Origin of the sequence: Roseicyclus sp., assembly GCF_018402035.1 — a bacterium.
Classification (GTDB): Bacteria; Pseudomonadota; Alphaproteobacteria; order Rhodobacterales; family Rhodobacteraceae; genus Roseicyclus.
Genome location: NZ_JAGYJN010000001.1, coordinates 156,388 through 169,698 on the forward strand (window position 1 = coordinate 156,388; position 13,311 = coordinate 169,698).

13 protein-coding genes are annotated in these 13,311 nt (G+C 61.3%); 2 read left to right on the plus strand and 11 right to left on the minus strand.

Annotated features, from left to right (window positions below; all coding sequences use genetic code 11):
• From KG698_RS00725 to KG698_RS00760, 8 genes are all read right to left on the minus strand, one after another.
• A complete protein-coding gene (locus KG698_RS00725; RefSeq protein WP_213683661.1) occupies positions 1-1,308 on the minus strand; it encodes a TRAP transporter large permease in 1,308 nt (435 codons plus the stop codon).
• Positions 1,305-1,811: a TRAP transporter small permease gene (locus KG698_RS00730; RefSeq protein WP_213683662.1), complete on the minus strand. Its 507-nt coding sequence runs from the start codon at positions 1,809-1,811 to the stop codon at positions 1,305-1,307. The genes KG698_RS00725 and KG698_RS00730 overlap by 4 nt, the downstream gene beginning before the upstream one ends.
• A 3-nt stretch (positions 1,812-1,814) precedes the next feature.
• The gene (locus tag KG698_RS00735; protein WP_213683663.1) at positions 1,815-2,828 is read right to left on the minus strand and encodes a TRAP transporter substrate-binding protein; all 1,014 of its coding nucleotides are present in this window, start codon (positions 2,826-2,828) and stop codon (positions 1,815-1,817) included.
• Positions 2,829-2,983: 155 nt separating this feature from the next.
• Positions 2,984-4,171: an OsmC family protein gene (locus tag KG698_RS00740; protein ID WP_213683664.1), complete on the minus strand. Its 1,188-nt coding sequence runs from the start codon at positions 4,169-4,171 to the stop codon at positions 2,984-2,986.
• Positions 4,168-5,121: a methylenetetrahydrofolate reductase gene (locus KG698_RS00745; protein ID WP_213683665.1), complete on the minus strand. Its 954-nt coding sequence runs from the start codon at positions 5,119-5,121 to the stop codon at positions 4,168-4,170. Before KG698_RS00745 ends, KG698_RS00740 begins: the two co-directional genes overlap by 4 nt.
• A gap of 75 nt (positions 5,122-5,196) precedes the next feature.
• Positions 5,197-6,600 carry an aminomethyltransferase family protein gene (locus KG698_RS00750; RefSeq protein ID WP_213683666.1) on the minus strand — a complete coding sequence of 468 codons (1,404 nt, stop codon included), beginning with the start codon at positions 6,598-6,600 and terminating at the stop codon, positions 5,197-5,199.
• A 23-nt stretch (positions 6,601-6,623) separates the two neighbouring features.
• Positions 6,624-7,358, minus strand: coding sequence for a GntR family transcriptional regulator (locus KG698_RS00755; protein ID WP_213683667.1), 735 nt, complete (start codon positions 7,356-7,358; stop codon positions 6,624-6,626).
• A 172-nt stretch (positions 7,359-7,530) separates the two neighbouring features.
• Positions 7,531-9,255, minus strand: a complete 1,725-nt coding sequence (locus KG698_RS00760; protein ID WP_213683668.1) for a cation:proton antiporter — start codon at positions 9,253-9,255, stop codon at positions 7,531-7,533.
• Between the two features lie 269 nt (positions 9,256-9,524).
• Between KG698_RS00760 and dusA the strand changes: the two genes are divergently transcribed.
• Both dusA and KG698_RS00770 read left to right on the plus strand, forming a co-directional pair.
• Positions 9,525-10,523 carry a tRNA dihydrouridine(20/20a) synthase DusA gene (gene dusA, locus KG698_RS00765; protein WP_213683669.1) on the plus strand — a complete coding sequence of 333 codons (999 nt, stop codon included), beginning with the start codon at positions 9,525-9,527 and terminating at the stop codon, positions 10,521-10,523.
• A 45-nt stretch (positions 10,524-10,568) separates the two neighbouring features.
• Entirely contained in the window at positions 10,569-11,348 is a 780-nt protein-coding gene (locus KG698_RS00770; protein ID WP_213683670.1) for a hypothetical protein, read from the plus strand.
• Here the strand turns inward: KG698_RS00770 and KG698_RS00775 are convergent.
• From KG698_RS00775 to ccmI, 3 genes are read right to left on the minus strand one after another with little or no spacing between them, the layout of a single operon-like run.
• The gene (locus tag KG698_RS00775) at positions 11,345-11,587 is read right to left on the minus strand and encodes a DUF1289 domain-containing protein (RefSeq protein ID WP_213683671.1); all 243 of its coding nucleotides are present in this window, start codon (positions 11,585-11,587) and stop codon (positions 11,345-11,347) included. The two genes, KG698_RS00770 and KG698_RS00775, sit on opposite strands and share 4 nt — an antisense overlap.
• Positions 11,577-12,071, minus strand: a complete 495-nt coding sequence (gene ruvX / locus KG698_RS00780; protein ID WP_213683672.1) for a Holliday junction resolvase RuvX — start codon at positions 12,069-12,071, stop codon at positions 11,577-11,579. Before ruvX ends, KG698_RS00775 begins: the two co-directional genes overlap by 11 nt.
• On the minus strand, positions 12,068-13,303 hold the full coding sequence (ccmI, locus tag KG698_RS00785) for a c-type cytochrome biogenesis protein CcmI (RefSeq protein ID WP_213683673.1): 1,236 nt from the start codon (positions 13,301-13,303) through the stop codon (positions 12,068-12,070). Before ccmI ends, ruvX begins: the two co-directional genes overlap by 4 nt.
• Positions 13,304-13,311: the final 8 nt, after the last annotated feature.

A 13,311-nucleotide genomic window follows, 5' to 3' on the forward strand; every position in this document is an offset into this window, starting at 1 on the left:
TCAGCGCCCCAGCATCGTATCGGGCAAGAACAGCGCGATATCGGGGAAGGCGACAAGCATGATCACGCAGACGCCCATGGCCAGCCAAAAGGGCAAGATGCCGGCATAGATCTGGCCCAGCGGCACATTGGGCGCCACCCCTTTCACCACGAAGACATTCATCCCCACAGGCGGGCTGATCAGCCCCATCTCCAGCACCAAGACCATGATGATGCCAAACCAGATCGGATCGTAACCCAGCGTGGTGATGATGGGCAGCACGATAGGCACAGTCAGCACCATCATCGCGAACCCCTCCATGAAGGTGCCAAGCGCGATATAGACCAAGATGATTACGGCTAAGATCGCAAGCGCGGGGATGGCCAGATCGCCGATGGCATCGGCTAGGTTCACGGGGATGCGCGTCAGTGCCAGAAAGGGCGCAAAGAAATGCGCGCCGATCAAGATGAAGAACACCATCGCGGTGGTCTTGATCGTATCAAGGATCGCCTCGAGGAATTTCGGCAGGTTCAGCTTTCCCGACCAAAGCGCATGCATGAAGGTGAGAAATGCGCCAACAGCTGCCGCCTCGGTCACGGTAAAGATGCCCGCATAGATGCCGCCCAGCACGATAATGACCACAAAGATCAGCGCGCCCGAGTTCATCAAGACCTTGAAGCGTTCGCCCATCGGCACACGCTCGCCGGGTGGGCCAGCCTCGGGGTTCATCATCGACACGATGAACACGGTCGCCACGAAAAGTGCGGTTAGCAAGAGGCCCGGCAAAACACCGGCCAGAAACAAGCGCCCCACCGATTGCTCGGTCAACAGCGCATAGACGATCAACACGGTCGAGGGGGGGATCAAGATGCCCAGCGTGCCGCCCGCCGCGATCGAGCCGGTGGCAAGCTTGGGGCTGTAGCGATAGCGCTCCATCTCGGGCAGGGCCACTTTGCCCATGGTTGCGGCCGATGCGATGGACGAGCCGGAAAGCGCAGCAAAACCCGCACAGGCCAAAATGGTCGCCGCCGCCAAGCCGCCGCGCTTGTGGCCCACCCAAGCATGGGCCGCGCGGTACATATCCGCCCCCATCCCCGAGACATTGGCAAATGCGCCCATCAGCACGAATAGCGGGATCACGCTCAGCGTAAAGACCGCCGAGTATGAGAAGGCAAAAGAGCCCATGATATTGAGCGCCGCGGTGGTGGAGTTCAGCACGGCGATCCCCACCGCACCCACCAGCATCATCGCAAGCCCGATGGGCATGCGCAGCGCCAGCAACAAGAACAGGGCAATGAAGCCCGCGATCCCGGCAAGTGTCGGTGTCATGTCTTGGCCTTTTCGGTGGTGTGTTTGGGATAGACGACCCGGATCGCCTCGAGCATCAAGACGATGGCAAAGAGCCCGGTCGAGATGGCCACAGCGAACTGAAAGGGCGATTTGGGGATTTTCATCATGTTCGAGACATCGCCATAGGCATGGCTGCGTAGGGCATACTCGACGCTTTCCCATGACAAGACGGCCAGCAACGCCGCCCCAAGCACATGGACGATGAAATTCAGCCAGCGAAAGGCGGGCTTGTCGAAAATGCCTGATAACAGATCGACCGACACATGCCCCCGCATGATGGCCGTATAGGGCAAGCCACAGGCCACGATGACCGACATGGCAAGCTCGGTGATCTCATAGCCGCCCCGAAAGGGGCGACCAAAGAAGTACCGCATGCAGATCTCATAGACCACAAGCAGCACCAAGCCCGCGAGCACCAGGCCGCCGGCATAAGCCAGCAGCCTGAGCGCCCGTTCGAACCCGCGTTCAAACGCGTTCAGCATCACTTAGTTTACGCTGATGCCAGCGAAGGCAAGCATCGCGGCACCATCGATACCTTGTGCGGCCATCGCCTCGATCCACTGGCCGTAGATCGGAGCCAGGACGTCGCGGATGCGGGCCTGTTCCTCGGCCGAGAACTCGATCACTTCCTTGCCGGAGGCATTGCGCACGAACTCAATCGCTTCTGCGGCGCGGTCGAGATAGGCCTGCGTCGCCTTGCGGCTAAGCTCTTCGCCTGTCAGCCGGTCGATGATCGCCTGATGCTCAGCCGAGAGGTTGTTGTAGCTGTTCTCGTTCATCACCACGGTGAATTGCGAACGGCCAAAGATCGGGCCAGTGATGGTGAAGTAATTGGCAACCTCATGCATGCGGAAGTCGAGGATGGTGGTAAAGGGCACCATCGCGCCATCGATCACGCCGCGCTCGAGCTGTGGGTAAAGCTCGGGGATCGGCAGGGCCACGGGCGTGCCGCCCATCGCTTCGATCTGACCGGCTTGTGCGGCTGAGGGCGAGCGCAAGAGCATGCCAGCAACATCATCAAGCGAGCGGATCGGCTTGTCACGGGTGTAGAGGCCCGCATCGTCAGCGGCCCAGAGTGCCAGAACCTTGAGCCCGTCATACTCGGGGTCAAGATAGCCGCCCTCAAGCAAGTCCCACATCAGTTCGGTCGTGGCCATGCCATCTGCGCGCAGGCTGGGCAGTTCGATCATCTGGGTGCGCGGGAACTGCGCCGAGGTGTAGCCGGGCAAGCTGAACGACATGTCGACAGTGCCTTCGGCGGCCTGACGGATCAGCTCGGGAGCGCCGCCGCCCAACTGCATCGACGGGTAAAGCGTCAGCGTGAGCGTGCCATTTGATTCCGCCGCGATCTGCTCGGCCAAGGGCACAAGGATCGTGGTGTAAATGATATGGCCCGGCGGCACGAAGGTGTGCAGACGCAGCTCTGTTTGCGCCTGTGCGGCGGTCATGCCGAATGTCGCGCAAAGACCGAAGACGGTCGATGCGAATGCGGCCTTCATGGTTCTTGAGTGTAGCATGTTTTCCTCCCTTTGTTTCGTGGTGCCCCGTCAGTCGACGCAGCGTCAGGCTGTTTGCTTGGTGTCAAACCGCAAGTGGCGGCTCGCGCAGTCCCCAGCCAATGGGACTATGTCGTGTAGTGATCATGCGCATGTATTCACTGGCGCGTCACCTTGAGTTTCGTTTTCAGATCGGTTCGGCAAAATGCATGCAGGAAACAGGTGCGTTCCGACACATCGAGCATGTCGCGCGCGACATCGTCACTTTCCGTTGTCTGCAAATGCACATGGGTTTCGACCGGATCAGCGCTGCCCGCGCGGCGCGTGCCGCCGGATGCGCCGCCGAGCGAGAAATGCGTATCTTGCACCACCGCGTAATGCGACAGGTCGAGCTTTTCCATCGTCGCCATGCGCCCGAACTGCGTCATGAAGCAAAAGGCGATACCCGCCGAGATGTAGCTGACCGCATCGGGGGCGCGGCCTTGTCCATGGGGCGGTGCCTCTTCGCTGAGATAGCGAAAGATCGAGCCATGCGGGCTATAGAGGTGCTGTTCAATCTCCTTGATCCCATCTTCGCGTAGCGTGCAGATGGCGGCGGGGTTCAGCGTGCGGTCCTGCTCATCGGTCAAGCTGGTTGCCGCACCCGCCGTTCCTTTGGTCACGGATTTCTGCGGTGACAGGCCCAAGCGTTCGATCAGCGTGAGATCGGTGTCGGCGGGAACCGGGGCCGCGCCCTTTGGCCCGCCCACGACCGGATGATCCAGCGCGGTGGCGGCTCCCGTGGGGATCTGCGCGCCATTGCGGCTAAGTGTGAACAGGCTGGGCAATACGCCCCGCATCAAGCCATTGAGCGGCGAGGCATGGACCGCGCCCATCAACATCTCGTTCAGGGCTGCATCGGACAGATCGCAATCAACCTCGACCTCCAATTCGACCGGAAGCGCGCCACCTGTCATGGTGCGCTTCATCATCGAGCCCTTCATGGTATAGAAATTGTTTTGAATAAGCCGCAGATGGCGCAGCTTGACCCCATCACGCGCCGCCAGCGCCATGATCTCGTTCATATAGCTCGAGATCATGCCGACGGTCAGAAATGACAAGGGGCAGGGGGCGGCGTCATGGCCGTTGAGATAACCCCCTTCATCCGACACCAGCCGCCACATCGCGCCCGTGCGGGTTGACAGCACCAACGCCTCTTTCTGGAAGCCGGCCAAAGCGCTGACCCATGTGCGCACCGCATCGCCATGGCGCAGCGGCGCGGGGGCCATTCCTACCGCATCGGGGTTGGCCACGCGAAAGAACGGCGCGATCCCGCTTTCCCCGATGATGTTGGCGGCTTGTTTCATATGCTGCGCTCCGTTGATTTGGCGGCTTTCGCATCATCACTTGCGTCACTCGTTCTGCCACTGGCGCGGGCGGCAAAAGCCGCACTCGCATCAATCCCGCCAAGCGGGAACAGATGGATCTGTGCGATCAGGCTTTCCGGATCGCGCGCCAATCCTGCGGCCAGATCGGCGATCAGCGTGTCAGGCTCAAAGGGCAGTAGCAATTTGGTGACATCGCGGGCGCGCTTTTGCAAGACCGAGAGCGAGGGGCCGACGCCACATGCGATGGCGAATTTCAAAAGCGTCTGGAGCTTTGCAGGCCCAGCCACACCGAGATGGATGGGCAGCGTGACACCAAGCGCGCGCAAACGGCGCTCCCATGCCAGCACGCCTTCGGCCTCAAAGGCGAATTGGGTGACGATTGCCATCTCAACGCCCGTGCGTGCGCTGTAATCTTGTTTCCACAAAAGCGCCTGATCAACGGTGGCCGTGCCACCATCGGGGTCGATGTCGCGATTGCCCTCAGGGTGGCCCGCCACATGCAGGCGGGTATAGCCCGCTTCTTCAAAATAGCCCGTTTCGAGCAATTGCATGGAACTATCGAAGGCACCCACGGGGGTTTTCGGCCCACCTGCCAGCACCAGCGCCTCAGTCACATCGGCCTCAAGCCGGTAGCGGGTGATCCAGTGGTTTAACTCATCGGGGCCCGCGATGATGCGCGCGGGAAAATGCGGCATGACGCTAAAGCCCTCGGACCGTAGGCGGCGGGCGGTGGCGATCATGTCGTCGATGGGTGTGCCCTCAAGATGGGCGATATAGATCCGGGTGCCTTGTGGCAGCAGCGGGCGAAAATCGACGATCTTGGCCGCCGTGCGTGGCATCACCTCGATCGAGAAGCCAGCCATGAGCCGGGCGGCATCCACGCCCAATCCATCGCGCAGATGGGTCTGGCGGAAGGGCAGGATGGGCATGGCATCTCCTTTCATGTTCGGCGCATGCGCCGTGGTTGGCCGCGCCCCGATGCGGTCGGGGCGCGGCCTTGGTCTTTAGGATTTCGCGCGCCAGCTATCGACAGCGTAGCCTTCGCGCACTTCGCGCGCATAGGGCGTGGGGGCCACGCGCACGCGGATCTCGGTCTGGCGGTGCTTTTCGGTCGAGGTCTTGGCGGTGGTTTCCGGCTCGCCCCACTTCAGCGTCAAGATCTCGTCTTCTTTCACATCTTGATGGACAACACCCAAGGACAGCACGCGGCGTTCATTGTAGCTGTAGCCGTTGAACATCGACATGCCGACCATCTTGCCGTCGCGCATCACCATATCTGCCGAAGACGAGGCATAGTTGGGCTGGGGGAAGTCGATCCACTTATAGGGTGTGCCTTCCTCGAAGGCCGAGGCGATGACCTTGACCACATCCTCGGGGTTCCACTCGAAGGTAACTTTTTTGCGGTTCGACGGCGCATCCTTCAGCTTGGTGAGTGCCGCCTTGCCGATAAAGTCATCCTTTTTCCAGCCGATGTAGAAGCCATAGCCCAGCTCGAACGGGTTGACGTAGTAATCCTCGATATTGTCGGAGACAAAGCTGCCGCCGATGGCGCCTGCGGCCTCGTAGCTGTCTGCGCCCAGCCAATCGCGATAATCTTTCAGCATGCCGTCGCCGGTGTAGATGCCCGGAAGCGGCGAGGGGATCCAACCCGATTCCAGCGTATTGGTCGAATAGGCGCGGCTGCCGCATTGCACCAGATTGACGCCCGCATCACGCGCCGCCTGAAGGATGGTGGAGTGGATGTAATCCTTGTCCTTGTAGGGGCCCCAGATCTCAAGACCCGGCGCGCCCGACATGCCGTGACGCAGCGCTTGGACCTTTTTGGAGCCGATATTGATCCAATCGACGTGGAAGAATTTGATGTCGGGGATCGGGCCGCCATTCATCTTTTCAAAGATCTTTGGCGCATCGGGGCCTTGGATCTGGTAGCGGTAATGCTCGCGTAGCACGCGCTCACCCTCGGGGCGCGACGGCGAACGGGGGTCATAGCGCAAGCGCACATTCCAGTTGCCATATGCGGCGCAGAACATCAGCCAGTTCGAGGTCGGCGCGCGACCCACGAGAATGAATTTATCGGTGCGCTCGCGGAAGATGATGTGATCGCCGATGACATGGCCATTGGGCGTGACCGGCACATAATGCTTGGCGCGGTTCAGGTCGAAATTGTTGAAGGCGTTGATGCCGTGATGAGACAAGAATTCCTCGGCCTGTGGGCCTTCGACGATGATCTCATCCATGTGGTGCGATTGATCGAACAAGACGGCGGTATCACGCCAAGCGGCTTGTTCATTGCGCCAGTTCTGGAATTCAGGGGCCACCACCGGGTAAACATACATCCCGATCTGAGAATTGCGCAGCATTTGCAAAGGGTTGCCGGATTTGGCCATGACGTCGTTTAGGCTAGGCATCGTTTTTCGTCTCCTTGTTTGAATTAGCGTGATGAGACCAGCGCAAGGCCGGGCAGGCGCGCGGCAAGCTTGCGGTCGCTGCTCATCACATGTTCGAGGTTTTCACGGGCAAGGCGGGCATGTTCGCGCGCCAAGCTTTCGGCGCGCGCACCCTCGCGGGCGCGGATCGCGGCAATGATCGCCTTGTGCTGATGTTGCGCGCGCAAAAGCGAGGTTTGGAAATCGCGGATCAAGGCTTGTTCTTGCAAGAAAGCAGATGGTGAGGCCAAAGGCAGGCGCATCACCCGCTCAACCTCGCGCGTGATGACGGGGCTTTGGGCCAGCAGGGCCAAACGTTCGTGAAACTGTGCATTGGCTGCGACATAGGCATCGAAATCAATGCCACCTTGACAATGCAGCGCCTCGTCGATGCGGGTCAAAAGCGCGTCGCACTGGGCCAGATCGCTCTCTGCCGCGCCGCGTTCGGCGGCCAGACGCGCAGCCGTGCCCTCGATCACGCCGCGAATTTCGATCGCGTCCAAGATATCGGTAATGCTCAGGCTTGCGACACGACATCCGCCGGTCTCAATGCGTTCCAGCAAGCCTTCGGCGGTCAAGCGGTCCATCGCTTGGCGGATCGGTGTACGTGAAATGCCCAATCGCTCGGACAAGGCCACCTCGGCCACACGGGCCGAAGGTTCCAACTCGCCTGACATGATCATGCTGCGCAAGGCGATGATCGCCTTGTCCACCAGCGACATACGGTCTTGTTCGCCCATTATTCCTCCCCTCGCCGAGTCGGGCTGAATTGCCTCGGCTGAGAAACGTTAGACTGTATACAATCTTACGTCAATCCTTATGAAAAGGCTGCAACTATGGCCGTTCGTGCCATTTTATGTATGCAATCACGCAATTGCCGACGCCCACTTGCCTGTTTCCTTGGGTGGCTATCTATCCGGTCGGCTTTTCTTCTGATGCGATGGTTGGGATGTCGGTGCGGTCCTCGACCGCAGCGCCGCACAATAGATCAACCGCCCGGTCGGCGGCATCTTGGAAGGGCTCAAGAACCAAATCGGCCCCGGCTTGCTCCAACAGTGCGGTCTCCTCGGCACTATGCGATGTCACCGTGATTTGGCCGCGAAAGCCCGTTGCGCGGGTCAATTGGATCAAGGTCAAGCGTGTATCCTCATGACTAAGCCCCGTGGGGTGGATCGGGACGGTCAGGACGATGCGCTCTGCCCCTGCCAACGGCAAATCCGCAACGAACTCGGGATCGGTCGCGTCGCCAAAGGCGGTCTCTAGCCCCAAGCTGCGCCATCGTTTTATGGCTTGCGGGTTGAAATCAACGCCCAGCACGGCAATGCCGCGCTTATGCAGGCGTATCCCGATGGCCGTGCCAAGCCGCCCCAGACCGAAAATGATCACACGATAGCGATGCTTTGGGTGGCTGTCGGCTTCGCTTGCCTCGCGCGGGGTGCCGCGCCGCTCGAACAGGCCGAGATAGGGGCCGAAGACTGCATAAAGCTGATGCGAATAGGTGATCATATAGGTCGAGGCCGCGATGGTCACGAGGCCCACCATCGTCACCAAACCCAGCGCATCCTCGGGCACATGGCCAAGCGACACACCCATGGCGATGAAGATCAGCGAAAACTCACTGATCTGTGCCACCGTCAGCCCGGCCAGAAACCCCGTGCGCTTGCGGTAGCCCAAGGCCCCCATAATCAAAAGCACGATCAGCGGATTGCCGATCAACACGAAGAGCGAGAACACGATCGCGCCTGTGACATGGCTGCCCAAAAGCGACAGATCGAGGGCCGCGCCAAGTGCAATGAAGAAAAACAGCAACAAGAAATCGCGCAAAGGTGCCAGCCGCGCGGCAATCGTCTCGCGGTAGGGGGTTGATGCAAGCGCCACACCGGCCAAAAGCCCGCCCACCTCTTTGCCAAGCCCAACAAGATGGCCGATGGCCGCAAACATCGCGGCCATGGCGATGGCGAAAATCACCAAAAGCTCGGGCGCGCGCGCTAGGCGTTCGGTCAGCGGCGTGGCGGCGTAGCGGACAAACAAGATCACAAGCCCCACCATCGCCATGCCCGACAACAGCACCATGACGACCGAGCCGCCACCATGCGCGTCATCGCCGGCACCGATCCCGATGGCCGACAACACGATCATTGCCAACACCACCACCAGATCTTGCACGATCAGAAAGCCTAGCGCGATCTGCCCATGCAGGCTGTCGATCTCGCGCTTGTCGGACAGCAGCTTGACGATAATGATGGTCGAGGAAAACGTCAGCGCCACGGCGACATAGAGGCTGGTGATCGGATCAAGCCCCAATGCCAGCCCAATCAGAAACCCAAAGACCGAGGTAAAGGCGACCTGCCCAAGCCCTGTCATCAAAGACACAGCGCCGAGCGAGCGGATCAGCTTTACATCAAGCTTGATGCCCACAAGGAACAGCAGCACCGCGATGCCCAGCTCTGAAAGAAAGTCGATCTGCGCATCCGCGCGCACGATATCAAGCGCCGATGGCCCGGCCAAAAGACCCACCGCGATGAAGCTGACGATCAAGGGCTGGCGCAGCATCACGCCGACAAAGCCGATGACGGCGGCCATGACCAAAAGCACGGCAATTTCGACAAAGGGCGATTGGATGAAGGCGGCGATCATGCTTGGGCCTTCCCAAGGCGTGTGAACAAATCGCCGCAGCACAAGCCGCTATTGTCGTCAAAAGATGTCATTGCACGCCTCGCATCGTTACTGGTCCCGTCATCGCCTGTGTTACAGGCATTTTTGATGATCTGGATCAATTACCAGTGATTTTGCGCATCGGTCGATCCGCGCAGTGATGGGCGGGCCTTGGGTGGCGCATCCGATGTGGCTTGCGTATGCTTGGCCCTACCTCTCTATTCGATAATCGGCTTTCGGGAGACTGCTGCATGACCGAAACCCCAGCCAGCAAAGCTGCACGCCTGAGCGTTGCACCCATGATGGACTGGACTGATCGCCACTGTCGGTTTTTCCACCGGCAGATGTCGGCGCACGCGTTGCTCTATACCGAGATGGTGACAGCGCCCGCGGTGATCCATGGGGATCGCGACCGGCTTTTGGGTTTTGACGCGGCCGAGCATCCGGTCGCGCTGCAACTTGGTGGCTCGGACCCTGCGGAATTGGCGCAAGCTGTGCGGATTGCGGCGGATTATGGTTATGATGAGATTAACCTCAATGTTGGTTGCCCGTCTGACCGGGTGCAATCGGGGTGTTTTGGTGCGGTGCTGATGGAGCGGCCCAAGCTGGTGGCCGATTGCGTCGCCGCCATGATCGCGGCCAGCCCGGTTGAGGTGACGGTGAAATGCCGCATCGGTGTGGATGAGCAAGTGCCCGAGCAGGCTTTGCCGTTATTCCTTGATACCGTCGCTGCAGCGGGTGTGACGCGCTTTACCATTCATGCGCGCAAGGCGTGGCTTAAGGGGCTTAGCCCCAAGGAAAACCGCGATATCCCGCCGCTTGATTACGGCTTGGTCTATGCGATGAAGCGAAATTTCCCCGATCTGCATCTGTCGATCAATGGCGGGGTCACCAGCTTGGCCGAGGCGCAGACACATCTTGATGCAGGCATGGATGGGGTGATGATTGGGCGCGCGGCCTATCAAACGCCGGCCGCCATCTTGCGTGAGGCGGGCCGCGTGATCTTTGGCGATCCGCGCCCGCCCCAAACCGCGCATGAGATTGTCATGCGGATGCTGCCCTATATCGCGGCGCATCTGGCCGGTGGTGGGCGGCTTCATCAGGTCACGCGCCATATGCTTGGGCTTTTCGCGGGCCAGCCCGGCGCGCGCGGTTGGCGGCGCTATTTGTCCGAAGAAGCGCATCGCGACGGTGCCGATACGCAAACGGTCATGCGCGCATTGGATGCGATGGGCGCACATGCTGCGTGAGCTTGGCTGTATTGCCCCCAAGATACTCCGAAAAGGTGAGAAGCAATGAGTTGGCTTGATCGCGGCTTTGGGGTTTTCCCGCGCGAAGATGCGGTTGCTGATTGGGCAAAAGCGGCGATGCAACCCGCCTTGGCCGCGATCCGTGATCCGGTGATGCGCGCGGCATGGCTACGCCACGGCGGCACTTGGTTTGCCGGTGTCGATCTGCTCGACAATGATGAGGCGGGCAGGGTGGATGGCGGCCCGCCGCTGACCGGACGCGCGCTTGCGGCGGCACAGGCGGTTTGCGGCCCCTTGGCGCTGCACCGCGCGCAGCTTTCGGTGACATATCCCCGCTATCCTGCTCGCGACGCAGGCGACAGTGACGCGGCCCATCGCTACCGGCTAACGCGCGATGCCGCCCATCTTGACGGGCTTTTGCCCGAAGGGCCCGACAAACGCCGCCATCTGCGCGAGCCGCATGGCTATATCCTTGGGGTGGCGCTGACCGGCGCGGGGGCGGGGGCTTCGCCGCTTGTGGTTTATGAGGGGTCACATCATGTGATGCGCGCGGCATTTTCTGAATTTTTTTCGGCCTATGCGCCCAAGGATTGGGGCGATCTTGATGTCACGGATTCTTATCAGACAGCGCGGCGGCATTGTTTTGAGCACTGCGCGCGGGTCGAGATCACCTTGGACGCGGGGCAAAGCGTGCTTGTGCACCGGATGGCGCTGCATGGCATCGCGCCCTGGACCGAGGGGGTTCAAGCCGGGCCAGATGGGCGCATCATGGCCTATCTGCGCCCCGTGCTGCCCGATATCGGGGATTGGCTGACGCTGCCCTAGTTTTCAGCACCGCGCGCAAGCCGTGCGGCACGGCCGCCGCGCCGCACCGAAAGGGCCGCGCGCCGCTCGGGCAGGGTGGCCATCACCGCGCGGCGCGCATCGGGGCTCATCCGCGACCAAGACGAGATTTCGTCGATGGTGCGCCAGCAGCCGGTACAGGTGCGGGTTTCGGGATGGACCACGCAAATCTTGACACAGGGGCTTTCGATCTCGTCGCGCTGCCAGATGTTATCGGTCATGGTGATCTGCCCGCAAATGCCTGAGCCGGTCGAGGGCCCCTTGCAAGATATAGCCTGCGGCGACGGCATCGATCACCTCTGCGCGACGTTTTCGTGACGTATCCGCCTCGAGCAGTGCCCTTTCTGCCGCAACCGTGCTGAGCCGCTCATCCCAAAAACCGATCGGCATGTGTTTGAAGGCGTCGCTTTGGGCCAAGTTGCGGGCGAATCCGCGCACGGATTGGGCGCGCGGCCCTTCGCTGCCATCCATATTGGCGGGCAGGCCGATGATCATGCCGCCGATCTCGCGGTGGGTGGCGATCTCGGCCAAGCGTGCGGCATCAAGGGTGAATTTGAGCCGCTTCACGGTTTCCAAGGGCGTGGCCGCCGACAAAAGCCGGTCAGAGACGGCGACGCCGATGGTTTTCGTGCCGGGATCAAGCCCCATCAAGGCGCGGCCCGATGGGAGGGCCGCGGCAAATGCAGCGATATCGTCGAAGATCACGGTGCGCGCCCGGCAAGCGGGGCAACAGCCGCCGCGATCAGCGCCAAGGCATCGGGCAGATCGGCAAAGGTGACGCGCGCCTCCTCGGCGATCATCATCGCCTCGTCGGTGCGGCCCAGTACGATCTGTGCCCCAATGAGCCGCGCCCATTCCTCGGGCGGGCCACCATCCGTGGCGAGCCGTGCGGCAAGACCTGCCACCATGCTTTCGATCATCGCGGCTTGATCTTGGGCCGACATATCTTGTGCGGCGGCAATATCGGCGGCACTTGGCCCCCGCGGCGCGGTGGGCTGTGGCAACTCGGCCAGGGTGACATTCACCCCTGCGAGAAAGGCCACCTCTTCGATCTGGAGCCGGATCGCCTCCAACCACGGCGCATCTGCGGACGATTCGGCCAAGAGGTTGCGCCAGATCGGAAAGGCCAGATCGGGGCGGCCCTGCTGGGCATACATCAGCCCGATGTAATAGCGCGCCGTGCCGTTGCGCGGCGCCAACTCTAGCCCGCGCAAGAGCGCCTGTTCCGCCTCGGGGCTGACATAGCCGCCTGCGGCAAGGATCATCATCTCGGCCAGATCGATATATTCCAAGCCTGTCACCGCATCGCCCAACACCGCGATCAGGCGCGCTTGTGCCAAATGACCCGCGCGGAAATTGCCCAGCGCCGCCTCGTTTTGGGCCAGAAGGGCCAAGCCCTGCGGCTCATCGGGGCGGTTTTCCATCACTTGGCGTAGCTGGATCACCAGCGCTTCGCGGCGCGGATCGGCGGGCCGGCTCTCGCGGAAGGGGACTTGCGCCTCGGCGGTGTCTTGATCGGGGCGGCCGGCGCGTGCGGTTTCGACCTGATCAAGGCGCGCGGCAATCGGCAAATCGGGGTAGCCCGGTGCGCCGATCTGAAGATAGATCGCAAAGCTGCCTGCAACCGTCGCGGCAAGGGCCGTGCCGATGATCAGCCGGTCATAACGACCCGTGGTTTGCATGGCCGTGCCAGAGGCATGCAAGGCGCGATCAGCCTCGAGCAGGCGGCGCGAGACCTCGGCGCGGGTGCGGGTGGCCTCCTCCTCGGTCAAGACGCCGCGGGCGATGTCGCGCGCCACCTCTTTGAGTTGGTCGCGATAGACCTGCAGATCATAGGCGGCCGCAGGCGTTGTGGCCCTTTGCGGGCGCGAGGCCGCCAAAAGCAGCAACACCACAACCAGCCCCGAGAATAGCCCCGTCGCAATCCAAAATCCCATGCGCTACG